Annotated in this window: 17 protein-coding genes and 1 pseudogene; 14 read left to right on the top strand and 4 right to left on the bottom strand. The window is 70.3% G+C overall.

All coding sequences use genetic code 11. The features are described from left to right. On the bottom strand, nucleotides 1-923 hold a 923-nt coding region (locus NJ376_RS13055; RefSeq protein WP_252953707.1), incomplete at its 3' end, for a D-alanyl-D-alanine carboxypeptidase family protein. Nucleotides 924-1,333: 410 nt separating this feature from the next. Between NJ376_RS13055 and NJ376_RS13050 the strand changes: the two genes are divergently transcribed. The 4 genes from NJ376_RS13050 to NJ376_RS13035 all read left to right on the top strand — a co-directional run bounded on the left by NJ376_RS13050 (nucleotide 1,334) and on the right by NJ376_RS13035 (nucleotide 5,498). Beyond that, a complete protein-coding gene (locus tag NJ376_RS13050) occupies nucleotides 1,334-1,894 on the top strand; it encodes a phasin family protein (protein WP_252953706.1) in 561 nt (186 codons plus the stop codon). 267 nt (nucleotides 1,895-2,161) lie between these two features. Further along, nucleotides 2,162-2,509 carry an ATP-dependent Clp protease adapter ClpS gene (clpS, locus tag NJ376_RS13045; protein WP_252953705.1) on the top strand — a complete coding sequence of 116 codons (348 nt, stop codon included), beginning with the start codon at nucleotides 2,162-2,164 and terminating at the stop codon, nucleotides 2,507-2,509. A gap of 198 nt (nucleotides 2,510-2,707) precedes the next feature. Next, a complete protein-coding gene (gene clpA, locus NJ376_RS13040; protein ID WP_252953704.1) occupies nucleotides 2,708-5,068 on the top strand; it encodes an ATP-dependent Clp protease ATP-binding subunit ClpA in 2,361 nt (786 codons plus the stop codon). A gap of 91 nt (nucleotides 5,069-5,159) precedes the next feature. Then, nucleotides 5,160-5,498, top strand: coding sequence for a carboxymuconolactone decarboxylase family protein (locus tag NJ376_RS13035; protein ID WP_370288234.1), 339 nt, complete (start codon nucleotides 5,160-5,162; stop codon nucleotides 5,496-5,498). Nucleotides 5,499-6,005: 507 nt separating this feature from the next. Here the strand turns inward: NJ376_RS13035 and NJ376_RS13030 are convergent. Continuing rightward, a complete protein-coding gene (locus NJ376_RS13030) occupies nucleotides 6,006-6,461 on the bottom strand; it encodes an NUDIX hydrolase (RefSeq protein ID WP_252953702.1) in 456 nt (151 codons plus the stop codon). A gap of 177 nt (nucleotides 6,462-6,638) precedes the next feature. Between NJ376_RS13030 and NJ376_RS13025 the strand changes: the two genes are divergently transcribed. Together NJ376_RS13025 and glpD are read left to right on the top strand one after the other, a co-directional pair. Further along, entirely contained in the window at nucleotides 6,639-7,436 is a 798-nt protein-coding gene (locus NJ376_RS13025) for a DeoR/GlpR family DNA-binding transcription regulator (protein ID WP_252953701.1), read from the top strand. A gap of 38 nt (nucleotides 7,437-7,474) precedes the next feature. Next, complete coding sequence (glpD, locus tag NJ376_RS13020) at nucleotides 7,475-9,067, top strand: glycerol-3-phosphate dehydrogenase (RefSeq protein WP_252953700.1); 1,593 nt, start codon at nucleotides 7,475-7,477, stop codon at nucleotides 9,065-9,067. A 476-nt stretch (nucleotides 9,068-9,543) separates the two neighbouring features. Here the strand turns inward: glpD and NJ376_RS29490 are convergent. Continuing rightward, nucleotides 9,544-9,726 (bottom strand): annotated as a pseudogene (locus NJ376_RS29490) (ATP-binding cassette domain-containing protein); the annotation flags it as partial. A gap of 53 nt (nucleotides 9,727-9,779) precedes the next feature. On the opposite strand from NJ376_RS29490, the gene NJ376_RS13010 reads away from it, so the two are divergent. From NJ376_RS13010 to NJ376_RS12995, 4 genes are all read left to right on the top strand, one after another. After that, a complete protein-coding gene (locus NJ376_RS13010) occupies nucleotides 9,780-10,313 on the top strand; it encodes an FAD binding domain-containing protein (RefSeq protein WP_252953699.1) in 534 nt (177 codons plus the stop codon). Nucleotides 10,314-10,380: 67 nt separating this feature from the next. Then, complete coding sequence (locus NJ376_RS28720) at nucleotides 10,381-10,515, top strand: hypothetical protein (protein ID WP_256476323.1); 135 nt, start codon at nucleotides 10,381-10,383, stop codon at nucleotides 10,513-10,515. Between the two features lie 60 nt (nucleotides 10,516-10,575). Beyond that, a complete protein-coding gene (locus tag NJ376_RS29485; RefSeq protein ID WP_456309315.1) occupies nucleotides 10,576-11,157 on the top strand; it encodes a (2Fe-2S)-binding protein in 582 nt (193 codons plus the stop codon). A 23-nt stretch (nucleotides 11,158-11,180) separates the two neighbouring features. Continuing rightward, nucleotides 11,181-12,197, top strand: coding sequence for a glycosyltransferase family 2 protein (locus tag NJ376_RS12995; RefSeq protein ID WP_252953698.1), 1,017 nt, complete (start codon nucleotides 11,181-11,183; stop codon nucleotides 12,195-12,197). Nucleotides 12,198-12,291: 94 nt separating this feature from the next. Here NJ376_RS12995 and NJ376_RS12990 read toward each other — a convergent pair whose 3' ends face one another. After that, complete coding sequence (locus tag NJ376_RS12990; protein WP_252953697.1) at nucleotides 12,292-13,611, bottom strand: NAD(P)/FAD-dependent oxidoreductase; 1,320 nt, start codon at nucleotides 13,609-13,611, stop codon at nucleotides 12,292-12,294. Nucleotides 13,612-13,711: 100 nt separating this feature from the next. Here NJ376_RS12990 and NJ376_RS12985 point away from each other — a divergent pair, with 100 nt between their 5' ends. From NJ376_RS12985 to NJ376_RS12970, 4 genes are all read left to right on the top strand, one after another. Next, the gene (locus NJ376_RS12985; protein ID WP_252953696.1) at nucleotides 13,712-14,809 is read left to right on the top strand and encodes an extracellular solute-binding protein; all 1,098 of its coding nucleotides are present in this window, start codon (nucleotides 13,712-13,714) and stop codon (nucleotides 14,807-14,809) included. A gap of 140 nt (nucleotides 14,810-14,949) precedes the next feature. Beyond that, nucleotides 14,950-15,900, top strand: coding sequence for a 2-hydroxyacid dehydrogenase (locus NJ376_RS12980; protein ID WP_252953695.1), 951 nt, complete (start codon nucleotides 14,950-14,952; stop codon nucleotides 15,898-15,900). A 1-nt stretch (nucleotide 15,901) separates the two neighbouring features. Further along, entirely contained in the window at nucleotides 15,902-16,672 is a 771-nt protein-coding gene (locus NJ376_RS12975) for a class II aldolase/adducin family protein (protein WP_252953694.1), read from the top strand. Next, the coding region (locus NJ376_RS12970; RefSeq protein WP_252953693.1) for an ABC transporter ATP-binding protein at nucleotides 16,669-17,109 on the top strand (441 nt) is incomplete at its 3' end. The genes NJ376_RS12975 and NJ376_RS12970, both read left to right, overlap by 4 nt.

Here is a 17,109-nt window from a genome sequence, read left to right as displayed (position 1 = left end):
GGCACGGGCGGACGGGCGGCGCGGCTCGGCGCCGCCGCCTGCGCCCGGCCGACCAGGCTGCCGCGCAGCGGGGTGGCATGCGCCATGGCCGCGCCGCGCGGGCTGGGTGCCACGCCCATCTGGGCGAAGCCCTGGTCCAGCAGCGCCATCATGTGGCGGTCACGTTCCCGGCTGCTGCGGCCGCCGAACACCGTCGCCACCAGCCGCACCCCGTCCCGCTGCGCGCTGGCGACCAGGTTGAAGCCGCTGTCGTTCACATAGCCGGTCTTGATGCCGTCCGTGCCGTCATATTCGGCCAGCAGCCGGTTGTGGTTGAAATGCGTCCGGCCGCGGAACACGAAGTAGGGGGTGGAGAAGTAGCTGTAGCGCTCCGGAAAATCCTGCTGCAGCCGGCGGCCGAGCAGCGCCATGTCCCGCGCCGTGCTCACCTGCTCCAGGTCCGGCAGGCCGGAGGCGTTGCGGAAGGTGGTGCGGGTCATGCCGAGGGCCCGGGCCTTCAGCGTCATCATCTGGGCGAAGCGCTGCTCGCTGCCGCCGCCGAGATGCTCGCCAAGGGCGGCGGCGGCGTCGTTGGCGGATTTGGTGACCAGGGCGAGCATCGCCTCCTCCGCCGTCAGCGTCATGCCGGCGACGAGGCCGAGGCGCGAGGGCGGCTTGGACGCCGCCTCGTAGGAGACGTGGATCGGCGTCGAGAGGCTGAGCCGGCCGTCGCGCAGCGCCTCGAAGGCCAGGTAGAGGGTCATCATCTTGGTGAGCGAGGCCGGGTAGCGGGCCTCGTCCGGGTTGGCGGCGATCAGCGTGTTGCCGCTTCGGGCCTCGACGACGATGGCGGCGTAGCGGTCGCTGCCGATCTGGGCGGTGGCGGGTTTGGCGGCGCCGAGGCCGCAAACGAAGGTCAGGGCCAGCACGGCCCCCAGGCGCAACGAACCGCGGTCCCTGAACATGCTATCCCCCGATTCGCGGCCCTGCCCCCCGGAGGGCCGTCGAACCGGCGGAAGCCTATGAAGCGGAGTGTTGACTGTCCAGCGGAATGGAAGGTGAACCTTGCAGGGGCAAGACCTTACGGACCGAAGGTGTGACGTCGTCTGATATGCGGAGCTGAGGCCCGCCCGGGCTGTCCCCGGCCGACCCGAAAGCTGGCTCCGGACCGGCTGCGACAAATTTGTGCTGCGGTGCAAAATTCGCTTGCACTTGGTCTTGGGCACCGCCTAGAAACGCCCATGTTGCAGCGCAGCAAAGCGCTGTGGAGCGTGCCGCGACGGCCGGGCGCCCTGTCATCCGGGGCCGTCCTGGCGGCGCCGGACCAGGGACCCCGGGCTCAAGGAACAGGGCGATGGCTGCCGACGAAATCAAACCCGCGGCCGTGAAGGCCGAAGCGAAATCCGCAGCCGTGAAGGCCGAAGCCAAGCTCGCGGATGTGAAGAAGCTCACCGAGGCCGGCCCTGGCCTCGGCCGGAAGACGACCGAACCCGGCGCGCCCGCCGCGCGCCTTACCGTGGAGAAGACCGTGACCGACATGACCAAGGCGACCGAGGGCCTGTTCAAGGCGGCCGAGGAAGTGGCCGAATTCAGCCGGGGCAATGCCGAGGCGGTGGCCAAGGCGACCCAGCTCTACGTCGCCGGCGTGCAGGATCTGAGCAAGCAGACCCTGGCGCTGTTCCAGGGCCTGTCCGAGACCGCGATCGAGAACGCCAAGGCGTTCGCCGCGGTGAAGTCCCTGAAGGAAGCCGCCGACCTGCACGCCGCCTTCACCAAGGCGGCGCTGGAGAAGACCTTCGCGGACTCCGCGAAGCTGCAGGAAGCTGCGCTGAAGCTCGCCGAGTCCAGCTTCGCTCCGCTCTCCGCCCGGATGACCGTGGCGGTTGAGAAATTCTCCAAGCCGCTCGCCGCCTGAGGCAGCGTCGCAGCTTGTCGCCCGGGCCATCCGGCCCGGGGCGAGCGGATCGAGGGCCCGGCCGGGCCGCCCTTCTCCCGGTGGGGGAAGGGTGGCCTGCCGGGCCCTTCCGCTTTCTCAATCCTCTGCCCATATCCTCTTGCATCAGCCGCGCGTGGCCCTTCACCTTCGGGGGGCGACGGCGATAGTCTTATCCGCCGGGGTCTGGCAGGGGCCGGCCCTGGAATGCCCGCAAGCGACGGCGCTGGCCCGCCGAGCAGGAATCCGATGAGCGACCAAGACAAGCGGCCGAACGGGGGCACCACACCTGGGGACACCACGCCGAATACCGGCGTGGTGGTGAAGACCCGTCCGCGGACCAAGAAGCCCGCGATGTACAAGGTGCTGATGCTGAACGACGACTACACGCCCATGGAATTCGTCGTGCATGTGCTGGAGCGCTTCTTCCAGAAGAACCGGGAAGAGGCGACGCGCATCATGCTGCATGTGCATCGCCGCGGGGTCGGGGTGTGCGGCGTCTTCACCTATGAGGTCGCGGAGACCAAGGTGACCCAGGTGATGGATTTGGCGCGGCAGAACCAGCACCCGCTGCAATGCACCATCGAAAAGGAGTGAGGCGGGCGGGGATGCCGCAGCTTGGGCTTGCCCGGGCCGCCGGGCCGGGCCAGCCTGTTCCGCGGCCGTGCAATGCCACCCCGCCGAACGGGGGGCTCGCTTCAGGGATTGGGAACGCCCAGGATTCCACCAGGGGAAACCCCCCTCCGCCGTCGGGGTTGGACCGACACGACGGGTTTCAACGGGAGCGTCTCTAGCATGCTGTCACGCAACCTCGAGCAGACGCTCCATCGCGCCCTCGGCCTGGCGAATGAGCGCCGGCACGAATACGCGACCCTGGAGCATCTTCTTCTCGCGCTGACCGACGATACCGACGCGGCGACCGTGCTGCGCGCCTGCGGCGTGGACAACGACAAGCTGAAGCGCGACCTGACCGAATTCCTCGACAAGGACCTGGCCGGGCTGGTTACGGAACGCGCCGGGGACCCGAAGCCCACCGCCGGCTTCCAGCGCGTGGTGCAGCGCGCTGCCATCCATGTGCAGAGCAGCGGCCGGGACGAGGTGACGGGTGCCAATGTCCTCGTCGCCCTGTTCTCCGAGCGCGAGAGCCACGCCGTCTACTTCCTGCAGCTGCAGGACATGACGCGGCTGGACGCGGTGAACTTCATCAGCCACGGCATCGCCAAGGCGCCGGGCCGGGCGCAGAACCGCCCGGTGCAGGGCACCCCCCCCACCTCCGCCAGCAATGAGGGCGAGGCGGAGAAGGAGGAGAAGCCGCGCGGCGGCCGCAGCCAGGACGCGCTCTCCAACTACTGCGTCAACCTCAACAAGAAGGCGCAGCAGGGCAAGATCGACCCGCTCATCGGCCGTGACCAGGAGATCGAGCGGACCATCCAGATCCTCTGCCGCCGCACCAAGAACAATCCGCTCTATGTGGGCGATCCGGGCGTGGGCAAGACCGCCATCGCCGAGGGCCTCGCCAAGCGGATCATCGAGGGCGACGTGCCGGAGGTGCTGCTGAAGAGCACCATCTTCGCGCTCGACATGGGCAGCCTGCTCGCCGGCACCCGCTACCGCGGCGATTTCGAGGAGCGGTTGAAGGCGGTGGTCTCCGAGCTGGAGCAGCAGCCGGGCTCCATCCTCTTCATCGACGAGATCCATACGGTGATCGGCGCCGGCGCCACCTCGGGCGGCGCGATGGATGCCAGCAACCTGCTGAAGCCGGCACTGGCCCAGGGCACGCTGCGCTGCATCGGCAGCACCACCTACAAGGAATACCGCAACTATTTCGAGAAGGACCGGGCCCTCGTCCGCCGCTTCCAGAAGATCGACGTGAACGAGCCGAACCTCGAGGATGCGGTGAAGATCCTCCAAGGGCTGAAGACCAACTACGAGAAGCACCACAAGGTCCGCTACACGCCGGAGGCGATCCGCGCGGCGGTGGAGCTCTCCGCCAAGTACATCCATGACCGCAAGCTGCCGGACAAGGCGATCGACGTGATCGACGAGGTCGGCGCCTCCCGCATGCTGCTGCCGGAGAACAAGCGGAGGAAGACCGTCACGCTGCGGGATGTCGAGGAGATCGTGGCGAAGATCGCTCGCATCCCCCCGAAATCCGTCAGCGCCGACGACAAGGAGACGCTGAAGAATCTCGAGCGCGACCTGAAGGCGATGGTCTTCGGCCAGGACAAGGCGATCGAGACCCTCTCGGCGGCCATCAAGCTCTCCCGCGCCGGGCTGCGCGATGCGGAGAAGCCGATCGGCAATTACCTGTTCAGCGGCCCGACCGGCGTCGGCAAGACCGAGGTGGCGAAGCAGCTCGCCAAGACCCTCGGCATCGAGCTGATCCGCTTCGACATGTCCGAATATATGGAGCGGCACTCGGTCTCCCGCCTCATCGGCGCGCCCCCGGGCTATGTCGGCTTCGACCAGGGCGGGCTGCTGACGGATGCGATCGATCAGCATCCGCATGCCGTGCTGCTGCTGGACGAGATCGAGAAGGCGCATCAGGATCTCTACAACATCCTGTTGCAGGTGATGGACCACGGGAAGCTCACCGACCACAACGGCAAGACCGTCGATTTCCGCAACGTCATTCTCATCATGACGACGAATGCGGGCGCGGCGGATCTGGCGAAGCCGGCCATCGGCTTCGGCCGCGAGAACCGGGTGGGCGAGGATACGGACGCGATCCAGCGCATGTTCACCCCGGAATTCCGCAACCGGCTCGACGCCATCGTGCCCTTCGGCGGGCTGACGCCGGAGATCGTCGGCCAGGTGGTCGAGAAATTCGTCATGCAGCTGGAGGCGCAGCTCGCCGACCGCAACGTCACCATCGAGCTCAGCTCGGCGGCGAAGGAGTGGCTGGCGGAGAAGGGCTACGACCCGCTCTACGGCGCCCGGCCGCTGGCCCGCGTCATCCAGGAATACGTCAAGAAGCCACTGGCCGAGGAGCTGCTCTTCGGCAAGCTGGTGAAGGGCGGGGCGGTGAAGGTCGGGCTGCGCGACGCCGCGCTGTTCTTCGAATATGTCGAGGCGGCGCCGCCCGCCCTGCCGAAGCCGGAGGAAGGCTCCGGCGACGATGGCGAGGCGGAGAAGGAGCCGGAAGTGGCGGGGTAACCGCCGCGCTGGAGCCGGCGTAGAATGGAAGGGGCGCTCGCCAGGCGGCGGGCGCCCTTTTTGCATGGAGAGGGACCGCCAGATGAGCGCGATCAAGGATTGGGACGGCTACAACGCCGCGGCGCGCGTGCAGGGCAAGGAGTTGAACGCGCTGCATCCGGAGCTGGTGAAGGGCTTCGCCGCGCTGAACCGCGGCGCGGCGACGACGCAGCACCTGGATGCGAAGACGCGGGAGCTGATCGCGCTCGCCGTCGCCATCACCACGCGCTGCGATGGCTGCATCGACGCGCATGTGCGCAAGGCCAAGGCGGCCGGGGCGACGCGGGAGGAGATGGCGGAGGCACTGGGCGTCTCGATCGCGCTGAATGCGGGCGCGGCCTTCACCTACGCGCTGCATGTGCTGGATGCGGCGGGAACGGACGCCGGGTAAGGATTGCGGGTTCCACCTGTCGGGGCTGAAACTCGGAGCGGGGCTCGGGGCCAGGTCCTGGCCCCGGCGGGGTCGAACGCATGCGTTCAACGGGGGCGGCGCCCGCAAATCCCCCCACGATCCTGCTTCGGCCAGGCACCTTCAGCCCTGGCCCGCCCATCCATCTGCTCCGGCGTCTCGATTGCGCCGGGGCGGGCGGCGCGCACCGTGGCGATGGCTGCCTCCGGCGCCAGCCCCGCCGCGCAATGCGGCACCACCGCCTCCTTCGCATCCGAGGCAGCGCGGATCGTTGCCGCGGCGTCGGGCCAGCCCGCTAGCCTCGATCAGCGCCGGCCCGCCCGGCAGGCCGAGCCGCGCCCATTCCCGCTCCTCGATCAGGCTGAGCAGCACCGTCGCACCGAAGGCCCGGAAGGCAGCGAGGTCGACCGGAATGTCGCGGGAGGCGCGGCCAGGGCAGGCGGCCAGGCCGAGCCTTCCGTCCCCCCGGCACTGCCAGGGGGTCAATCCTCACGCCTCGGGCTGCGCCAATTGCAGCATCAGCCGGCCCAGCCCGCCTTCCTCCACCGCCTGGGCGGCCTCCGTCAGGCTGAACCAGCGCCGCTCGCGCTCCGCCCGCTCCGGCCAATCCTCCAGGAGTTCGGCGACGCGCATGGGGAAGACCTCCACCCGGCAGGGCAGGCTGCGGTGCTTGCCGATGCGCTTTTCGTAATCGTAGCTGCCGATCGGGGTGGGGGCGATGTCGCCGCGGATCCCGGCCTCCTCGAAGGCTTCCACCGCGGCCTGCTCGGCGGCGCGATTCGCGGCCTCGGTCCAGCCCTTGGGCAGCACCCAGCGCCTGGTCTCCCGGCTCGTCACCAGCAGTACCTGTATGGTGCCGTCCCGCTCGCGCAGCGGCAGGGCGGCGCATTGCCTGCCCTGGCGGCTGCGGTGCTTGCGGCGGGTCTGGGTGGCGCTGTGGGACATCGGGCGCGTGTTTTGCAACCTCCAAATGCAACCGCGATTTGGCGCCGCTGCATCCCGGATGTCCAGATCTTTCAGCGGCGATACCCCCGGCGTCCATCGTGACGGCATCACCCTTCGGTGCGCGGTCGGATCGGGGCTGTCTTCCGCCCCGGCGGCGGGCCATGGCATGCTGCCGGCATGCCGCCCCGCCCGAGCGCCGCCCCCAGCCGAGAGCAGCGCCACCGCCGCATCCTGGCCGCCCTGGCCGGCGACCCGACGGTGCGCATCTCGGCCCTCGCCACCGAATTCGGCGTCTCGGCGGAAACGGTCCGGCGGGACATCGAGGCGCTGTCCCGGGCCGGGGCGGTGCGGCGCACCTATGGCGGGGCGTCCGTCACCCATGCCGCGGTGCAGCCCGTCTTCCAGGAGCGGGAGCGCATCGCGGTGGCGGAGCGGGCGCGCATCGGCGTTGCCGCCGCCGCGCTGGTGCCGGATGGCGCAGCGCTGATGATCGATGCCGGCTCCACCACCGCGCATCTCGCCCGGGCATTGGCGGCGCGCGACTTCGCCGGCACGGTGCTGACCAACAGCCTGGCGGTGGCGGAAGCCTGCACCGCCGCCGCCGGCATCCGCATCCTGCTCTGCCCCGGGGAGCTCTACGCCGCGGAAAGCGCGGTCTATGGCGCGGAGACCCAGGCCTTCCTCGCCCGCTTCAACGCCGACCTGGCCTTTCTCGGCGCCTCCGGCCTGACCGAGGAGGGGATCTCGGATGTCGAATCCCGCGCCGCCTGGGTGAAGCGCGCCATGCTGGCGCGGGCGGCGCGCCGGGTGCTGCTGATCGATGCCGGGAAATTCGGCATGGCGCATCTGGAACGCGTGGCGGGGCTGGAGGCGCTGACCGAGCTGGTGACCGATGCCGCCCCGCCCCCGCCCATCGCCGCAGCGCTGGCGCGGGAGAAGGTGCAGGTGATCCTGGCGCCGCCCAGCCGGGGCTGAGTGCCTCGTCACCATCCCGCCCATGTGGTAGATGCCACATGGCGGCGGACACCGCCGATATGCTACGGCAGGCGGCGATGCGCGACAGTTTCGACCTTCTCGTCATCGGCGGCGGGGTCAACGGCGCCGGCATTGCCCGCGACGCGGCGGGGCGCGGCCTTTCCGTGCTGCTGGCGGAGCGCGGGGACTTGGCCGGCGCCACCTCCTCCGCCTCCTCGAAGCTCATCCATGGCGGGCTGCGCTATCTGGAGCACTACGAATTCCGCCTGGTGCGGGAGGCGCTGGCGGAGCGGGAGGTGCTGCTCCGCCTCGCGCCCCACATCATCTGGCCGCTGCGCTTCGTGCTGCCGCACCGGCCGGCCATGCGGTCGCGCCTGCTGATCCGGGCCGGGCTGTTCCTCTACGATCATCTGGCGCGGCGGGTCAGCCTGAAGGGGGCGGAGAGCCTCGATCCGCACACCCATCCCTGGGGGGCGCCGCTCAGCCCCGACATCCACGCCGCCTTCGCCTATTCCGATTGCTGGGTGCAGGACAGCCGGCTGGTGGTGCTGAACGCCCGGGACGCCGCGCAGCGCGGCGCCGAGATCGCCGTGCGCACCGCCTTCGCCGGTGCGACGCGGGAGGCGGCAGGCTGGCGCTGCATCTTGCGCGAGGCGGGGGGGCGGGAGCGGCAGGTGCGGGCCCGCGCCCTGGTGAATGCCGCCGGGCCCTGGGTGATGCAGGCGCAGGGCGCCGCCCAGGTGCCGGCGCCGGACCGGGTGCGGCTGGTGCGCGGCAGCCATATCGTGCTGCCCGCCCTGTATGAGGGGCCGCAGGCCTATATCCTGCAGAACGACGATGGCCGGGTGGTCTTCGTCATCCCCTATGAGGAGCGGTTCAGCCTGGTCGGCACCACCGACGTGCCGCATGAAGGCGACCCCGGCGCGGCGCGCTGCACGCCGGAGGAGGCGGCCTATCTCTGCGCCGCCGTCGGCCGGCAATTCCGCCGCGCGCCGCGGCCGGAGGAGGCGGTATGGAGCTATTCCGGCGTCCGCCCGCTGCATGACGACGGCGCCGCCAACCCCTCCGCCGTCACCCGCGACTATGTGCTGAAGCTGGACACGGCGGGGGCGCCGCTGCTCTCGGTGTTCGGTGGCAAGATCACCACCTTCCGCCGGCTGGCGGAGGAGGCGGTGGGGAAGCTGGCACCGCTGCTCGGCTGCGCCGCCCCGGCCTGGACGGCGAGGGCGACGCTGCCGGGCGGCGATTTCGGCGGGCTGGACCTGCCGGGATTCGAGGCGGAGGCGGCGCGGCGCTGGCCCTTCCTCCCCCCGGGCGTGGCGCGGCGGATGGTGCGCAGCTACGGGGCGGAGATGGAGCGGCTGCTGGCCGGGGCGACGCGGCTGGCCGATCTCGGCGCGGAGTTCGGCGGCGGCCTCACGGAGCGGGAGCTGGACTGGCTGGTGCGGGAGGAATGGGCGCGGGGTGCGGAGGACGTGCTCTGGCGGCGGAGCAAGCTGGGGCTGCGGCTTTCGGCGGAGCAGCGGGCAGCGGTCGCGGAGTGGATGGGGGCGCCGCCCCCGACCCTGGCAGGAGGCTCCGCCTCCTGCACCTCCGCCGGGGGGTGGACCACCCCCCGGACCCCGGTGTGAGTCGGCGGGTTGGACCGGCGGGGGCTTCTGCCTACGCGGCCGCCCCGCCCAGATAAGCATCCCGCACCGCCAGGCTCGCCAGCAGCTTGGCGCCGGCCCCCTGCATCGCAACCTGGCTGGTTCCAGCAGATGGGCGCGGTCCGAGAGGCGCAGCGCCGCCATGGCGTTCTGCTCCACCATCAGCACCGTGGTGCCGGCGGCACGGATCTCCGCCACCAGGGTGAAGACGGCATCCACCAGGCTCGGCGCCAGGCCGAGGGAGGGCTCGTCGAACATCACGAGCTTCGGGCGGGACGTCAGGGCGCGGGCGATGGCGAGCATCTGCTGCTCCCCGCCCGAGAGCGTGCCGGCCGCCTGGTGCCTGCGCTCGGCGGGGGAAGCGGTCCTGCATGGCAGCGAGGTCCGCCGCGATGCCGGCGCAGCAGCGCGCCCATGTCCAGATTCTCCCGCATCGTCGGATGCGGAAAGATGCGGCGACCCTCCGGGCAATGGGCGAAGCCGCGCGCCAGCACCTCCCGCGGCGGCAGGCCGGAGACCACCTCGTCCTGCCAGGTGATGCGGCCGACGGCGGGGGCCAGCAGGCCGCTGATGGTCCGCAGCGTGGTGGATTTGCCCGCGCCATTGGCGCCGATGAGGGAGACCAGTTCCGCCTCTCGCACCTCCAGCGAGACCGTCTTCAGCGCGGCGAGGCGGCCCGAGGGGCAGGGTCCCGATGAAGCCGGCGCCGTTCGACGATGCGCGGCCCGCCGATTGGCCAGCGGCTCCGGCTTTGCTGGCGGCGGGCGCACGGCCTGTCGCCGGTGGACAATCGCTGGGGCCGATGCTGAACCTGCGCGTGGCGACGCCGGAGAAGCTGGCCGATCTGCGGCATCTGCCGGGCTATGCCGGGGTTACGCGCCGGGGCGGCGCCATCCGCATCGGCGCCGGCACCACCCATGCGGCCATCGAGGATGGCGCAGTGCCGGGGCGGCTGGGCGCCATCCTGGCCGGTGTCGCGTGGCGCATCGCCTACCGGCCGGTGCGCAACCGCGGCACCATCGGTGGCAGCCTGGCCCATGCCGATCCCGCGGCCGATTGGGTCGCTGTGCTACCCTGCTTCCATGGCGAGGCGGCGGTGCTCGGCCCGGCCGGCGAACGGCGTGTGGCGCTGGATCGCTTCGTCACCGGCATGCTGGCGACGGCGCTTGCGCCCGAGGAATTGCTGCTGGCGGTGGAATTGCCGGTGCTGCCGGAAGCCACGCGCTGAGGCCACTGGAAATTCCGCCGCAAGCCCGGCGAATTCTCCAAGGCCACCGCCTGCATGCTCGCCGTGCTTGGCGAGGCGCCGCGCCGTGCCGGCGGCGCTGGATGTGGCGCCGCTGGTCATCCCCGATGCCGCCGCGCTGCTGGCGGCACCGGAGGCGGAAGCGGCACGCCTCGTCGCCGCCCTGCATCTCGAAGATCCCTGACGCGCCGTCATCGTTCGTACCGCGCTGCGCTGCGCTGCGCCGCGTCGTGGAGGCCGCTTCGTGAAGCGCCCCGTCAGCCTGACCGTGAATGGCCGCGCCGAGGCCGTGCCGGCCGAGCCGCGCACCCATCTGGCCGACCTGCTGCGGGAGGGGCTGCACCTGACCGGCACCCATATCGGCTGCGAGCACGGCGTCTGCGGCGCCTGCACGGTGGAGGTGGATGGCGCCCCCGCCCGCTCCTGCCTGCTGCATGCCGGCGCGGCGGAGGGGGTTGCCGTGCGCACCATCGAAGGCTTCGATGGCGACGCCGTGATGGCGGCGCTGCGCGAGACCTTCAGCGCCAAGCACGCGCTGCAATGCGGCTATTACACACCGGGAATGCTGGTGACGGCGCGCGACATCATCTTTCGGTTGCTAAATGCCGATGAAACCCGCGTGAGAGGAATTGGCCGGCAATCTCTGCCGTTGCACTGGCTATCGCGGCATCGTCCGCGCCATCCTCCGCGTGCTGGAGCAGCGGCGCGGCTGAGGCCGTGCCGGTTCTGCAGCGGCTGGCTGCGCCGCGCTTTGTGCGTTGCAGCGCGTTCCGGGCGGACGGTATCACCGGCAAGTCATTGCCGGTGGGACCGATGGAAGGAATGATTCCAGGCGGCGCGTCGCCCGCCGTGTCGATCGTCGCACCCTGCTACAACGAGGCCGAATGCCTGCGGGAATTTCACCGCCGGGCCGCGGCGGCGGCGCGTGCGAGTTGCGGCGAGAGTTTCGAGATCGTGCTGGTCGATGACGGCTCGCGCGACGCGACCTGGTCGATCATCGAGGCGCTGGCCGAGGCGGATCCGCATGTCGTCGGCGTGCGGCTGATGCGCAACCATGGCCACCAGCTTGCCGCCAGCGCCGGGCTTTCCCTGGCCCGGGGCGACCGGGTCATGCTGATCGATGCCGATCTGCAGGATCCGCCGGAGCTGCTGGCGCCGATGATGGCGCGGATGGATGCAGGGGCGGATGTCGTCTTCGGCCAGCGCGGCGTCCGCCATGCGGAGACCTGGTTCAAGAAGGCCTCGGCCAGCGCCTTCTACCGGCTGCTCTCCAACCTCGCCGCCGTGCCCATTCCGCGCGACACGGGCGATTTCCGGCTGATGCGCCGCCGCGTCGTGGATGCGCTGGTCTCCATGCCGGAACGCCAGCGCTTCATCCGCGGGCTGGTGAGCTGGATCGGCGGGCGGCAGGAAGCCCTGGTCTATGAGCGCCAGGCGCGGCATGCCGGCACCAGCAAGTACCCGCTGCGCAAGATGATCCGCTTCGCGGTGGATGCCATCACCGGCTTCTCCATCGGGCCGCTGCGCGTGGCCACCTATCTCGGCCTCTTCGCCGCCGGGCTGGCGCTGCTGCTGCTGGCCTATACGCTGTGGCAATGGGCGGCGGGCGACACCGTCGCCGGCTGGTCCAGCGTGATGACGGCCATCGTCCTGTTCGGCGCGGTGCAGCTCATCGTGCTCGGGATTCAGGGCGAGTATGTCGGCCGGCTGTTCCAGGAGGCGAAGGCGCGGCCGCTCTTCCTGATCGACCGCGTGGTGACGGCCGGCAACGAACGCGCCCTGCCTGCGGAATTCTGCAGCCTGGCCCCCACTGCCCAACGCGAGGTCTGGGAAGCGACGAGGGCGGCGACAACGCTCCGCGCATAGCCCGCCCGGTCGATTCCGTGAGGTCCAGACGCCCGGTTTCCAAAGGCCTTTCGGCCTTTGGTGGGGGAGCTCGAGGGGGCAAAGCCCTCTCGAATCAGGCGGCCAACCGATCCAGCCTGTCCCGCAGCCGGTACCACCCGCCAATGAAGGGCAGCACCCAGGACGGATCGCCCGAGTAGAAGGGCCGCGTCGGGAAGGGCAGCCCGTCCAGCGCGAAGCGCTCATTCGCCGCGCCGGCGAGTTTCAACGCCACGTTGTGCCCCAGCCAAGTGGCCATGGCCACGCCGCTGCCCTGGCAGCCGCCGGCATAGTGGATGCCGCGCTCCACGCCGATATGCGGCAGGTAGTCGAAGGTGAAGGCGACGAAGCCGGTCCAGGCATGGGTGATCCTCGTCTTCGCCAGCTCGGGGAAGCAGGCCGTCATATAGCCATGCAGTGCCACCGCCGTGTCCTCCGCCGTCGCGGCGCGGAAGCTGGCGCGCCCGCCCCAGACCACCCGCTTGCCGTCCGGGCTGGGGCGGAAATAGTTCAGCACCCGCTTGGTGTCCCCCACCACCCGCCGCCCGGGGAAGAGGCGGTCGATCACCGCCTCGCCCAGTTCTTCCGTCGCGATGATGTAGCTGTTCAGCGGCACCAGCCGGCGGGCGAACCAGGGCAGGGCGGTGCCCCGCTTGTCCAGCGAATAGCCATTGGTCGTCACCAGCACCGCATCGGCGCGGATCTCGCCGCGGTCGGTCGCGATGCGGAAGCCGCTCCCCTCCTCCTTGATGCCCTGCACCCGCACGCCATCCACCAGCCGCGCGCCGGCGCGCTCCGCCGCTGCGGCCAGGCCGCGGGCATATTTGCCGGGGTGCAGGCTGCCGGTGGCCGCCACCTTCATCCCGCCATGGTAGTGGTCCGTGCCCAGCACTTCGCGCTGGCGGGATTTCGGCACCATCTCGGTCGGCAGGCCGCTGATCTCGGCCAGCCGCTCGGCGTCCTTCTCCATCGCCGCGTAGTGCTTCGGCGACCAGGCGGCGCGGAAGCGGCCGCAGCGGACATAGTCGCAATCGATCCCCTCGCGCTGGATCGTCTCCTCGATGAAGGGGAAGGAGGCGGCGGCCGCCATGGTGATGCGGCGCCCTTCTTCCTTGCCGAAGGCGGCTTCCAGCCCGGCGCCCGCCACCTTCAGGCCGCCCGAGACCATGCCGCCATTGCGCGAGGAGGCGCCCCAGCCGATCCGCTCCGCATCCAGCACCGTCACCGCATGGCCGAGGCGGCGCAGCGTCAGCGCCGCCGAGAGCCCGGCATAGCCGCCGCCCACCACCACCGCGGGCGCATGGTCCGGCAGGGTGGCATCGCGCTTCGGCGGCTCCGCCGCCTCCCACCAATAGGGGCTGGTCTTGAAGCCGGGGGCGAAGAGGGGATGGCTCATGCGGCGGAAGGACTCCCCGGACGGCGCAGGATGCGCTTTGATGACAGCCAGGAGAGGTTCACGCCGGCGGCCCCAACACTGCAAGCAGGGATTGCCCATCATGCAAACGTTCCAGCAGGACTGCGTGGAGCTGGCGTTGCGCCGGTTCCGTCGCGGCGAGGTGAGCCGGCGCGAGCTGCTGGCAGGCCTTGTCGCCCTGGGTGCCGTCGCGCCGGGGGCGGGGGCGCTGGCCCAGGCCGAGCGCCAGATCGTCATGGTGAACTGGGGCGGCCTCGCCAACCAGGGCTTCGGGGATTTCTACGGCAAGCCCTTCATGGCGGAGAATCCCGGCACGCGGGTGGTGCAGGACAGCACCGGGCCGGCGACGGGGCGCATCCGCAGCATGGTGGAAAGCGGCCGCGTCACCTGGGATGTCTGCGACAGCTCGGCGACCGGCGCGAACCTGCTCGGCAAGCTCGGCCTGGCCGCGAAGATGGATTACTCCATCATCAACCGGGAGGATGTGATCGGGCCGGGCTTCGCCCTGGAATACGGCGTGGCGCCCTACTCCTTCAGCAGCGTGCTGGTCTATGACAGCGCGAAATTCCCCAATGGCGGCCCGACCAACTGGGCGGATTTCTGGGACCTGCGGAAATTCCCCGGCACCCGCCTGCTGCGGCGGGATGCGAGCTGCGTGCTGGAAGCCGCGCTGATGTCCATGGGCCGCGCGCCCTATCCGGTGGATATCCGCACCGGCATCCGCCGGGTGATGGAGCTGCGGCGCAACCTGGTCTTCTGGACCAATGGCAGCGAATCCGAGCAGCTGATGCGCACCGGAGAGGCGGAGATGGGCCAGATCTGGCACACCCGCGCCAGCGTGCTGCACAAGGAGAGCAATGGCAGGTTCAAGTTCCTTTGGAACCAGGCCGTGCTGCAGCCCGGCATCCAGGTGGTGCCGAAGGGCAACCCGGCGGGGGAGCTGGCGCAGAAGCTGCTCGCCAGCATGCTGGCGAAGCCGGAGCCGCAGGTGGGGCTGCTCGGCCTGCTGGGCAACGGCCCGACCAACCCGAAGGCCGCCGCCATGGTCCCGGCCGAGCTGCGCCAATACAACCCGACCGACCCGGCGAATGAGAAGCAGCAGGTCGTGCTCGACGGCAGCTTCTGGGGCGAGAATTACCAGCAGGCCAACCAGGACTTCCTCGACGCCGTCACCGGCTGAAGGCTTGGCCTGATTCCTGCTAGCCTGCGCTTGCCCCGGGTGGAGAGGCCGGGGCAAGCGTTGTTGGCGCCATTGGCGGCTGGTCCACCCGGCAGGTTCCGGCCGGGCAAGGCCAGACCACGGGCCGGCATGGGGGGCCGATGTCGAATCGCAGGGTGATGGTGGTGAAATCGGGCGGCGCGGCCGGCTTCGCCGAATGGCAGGGCTGCTTCGCCGCGCTCGATCCGGCGCTGGAGCTGATCTACTGGGACGATGCCATCCAGGTGCCGGAGCGAATCGACTACGCCCTGCTCTGGGACCCGGAGCCGGGCTGGCTGGCGCGGATGCCGAACCTCAAGGTCATCTTCGGCTCCGGCGCCGGGGTGGATCTCATCGCCGCCGATCCGGACCTGCCACGGCATCTGCCGCTGGTCAGGATGAGCACCCCGGAAGCCACCCAGCGCATGGGCGAGTTCGTCTGCTGGGCGGTGCTCTCCCTGCTGAAGGATGGCCGCCGCATGGCCATCGCCCAGGCGGAGCGACGCTGGGACTATTTCGAGCCGCCCTTCCGCGCGCAGCACCGTACGGTGGGCATCCTCGGCCTCGGCAATATGGGCCAGCGCTGCGCGGAGATGCTGCGGGGGCTGGGCTTTCCCGTCATCGGCTGGTCCCGCACGCCGAAGGCGGTGCAGGGGGTGGAGAATTACGCCGGGGCCGGCGCGCTGGATGCCTTCCTCGGCGCCACCGACATCCTGGTCTGCCTGCTGCCGGCGACGCCGGAGACGCAGGGCATCATCGATGCCGCGACGCTCGGCAGGCTGCGCCCCGGCGGCGGCTTCGTCGGCGTCGGCCGCGGCATGCAGCACGACCTGGACGCCATCATGGCGGCGCTGGACAGCGGCCAGCTTGCCGGCGCGGTGCTGGATGTGTTCGAGCCGGAGCCGCTGCCTTCCGAACACCCGCTCTGGGCGCATCCCAAGGCGATCCTCACGCCCCACGTCGCCAGCCTGCCGACCAAGGCGGAGCGGGCCGGGGCGGTGGCCGCCGCCATCGCCGCCTATGAGCGCGGCGAGACGCTCCCCAACCTCTACGACCATGTGCGAGGCTACTGACATGCCCTTGCCCCCGCCGCCCGTGCGGCCCGACCCGGAGCATGTGCCGAGCGAGCAGGAGCTGCGCGAAGACCTCGCCGCGGCCTACCGTCTCATCGCCCTCTACGGCATGACCGATCTGGTCTTCACCCATCTCTCCGCCCGCATCCCGGGTGAAGGGCATCGCTTCCTGGTGAACCCCTACGGGCTGCTCTTCGAGGAGATCACGGCAAGCAGCCTGGTCGTCGTCGATGCCGATGGCGAGCCGGCGCAGGAGACGAGCTGGCCGGTGAACCCGGCGGGCTTCGTCATCCACTCCGCCGTGCATGCCGGGCGGCCGGATGCGCTTTGCGTCATGCATACCCACACCCTGGCGGGCATGGCGGTGGCGGCGCAGCAGCAGGGCATCCTGCCGCTCAACCAGATCTCGATGGAGTTCGATGGCCGCGTCGCCTTCCACGACTATGAGGGCATCGCGGATGATGACAACCTCTCCGAACGCCAGCGGCTGGTGCGGGACCTGGGCGACAAGCCCTGCATGATCCTGCGGCATCATGGGCTGCTGACGGTGGGGCGCACCGTGGCAGAGGCTTTCTACTGGATGTGGTATCTGGAGCAATCCTGCCGCATCCAGCTCACCGCGCAGCAATCCGGCGTGCCCCTCTCGCTGCCCAGCCGCGGCACCATCGAGCGGACACGGGCGCAATTCAGCACCGGCCCGACCAAGGGCTGGCTGCCCTGGCAGGCGCTGAAACGCAAACTCGACCGCGAACAGCCCGATTACAAGCAATGAGCGAAGCCGCAACCCTGATCCGGCCGGAAGCGCGCGGCGCCGGCCATGCCCTGGAGCTGCGCGGGCTGTCCAAGCGCTATGGCAGCTTCACCGCGGTGGACAATGTCTCCCTGCGGGTGGAGAGCGGGGAGTTCCTGACGCTGCTCGGCCCCTCCGGCAGCGGCAAGACCACCATCCTGATGATGATCGCCGGCTTCACCACGCCGAGCGAGGGCGGCATCCTGCTGGATGGCCAGGACATCACCGCCCTGCCGCCGGAGAAGCGCGATTTCGGCATGGTCTTCCAGGGCTATGCGCTGTTCCCGCACATGACCGTGGCGGAGAATGTCGCCTTCCCGCTGCGGGTGCGCGCCATGGGCAAGGCGGAGCGCGATGCCAAGGTGCGGGCGGCGCTGGACCTTGTCCAGCTCGACCGCTTCGCGGAGCGCAAGCCCTCC

Source organism: Siccirubricoccus soli (assembly GCF_024178315.1).
Lineage (GTDB): Bacteria > Pseudomonadota > Alphaproteobacteria > Acetobacterales > Acetobacteraceae > Siccirubricoccus > Siccirubricoccus soli.
The sequence above is the reverse complement of the archived record's forward strand: the minus strand, read 5'-3'. Positions and strand labels throughout refer to the sequence as shown.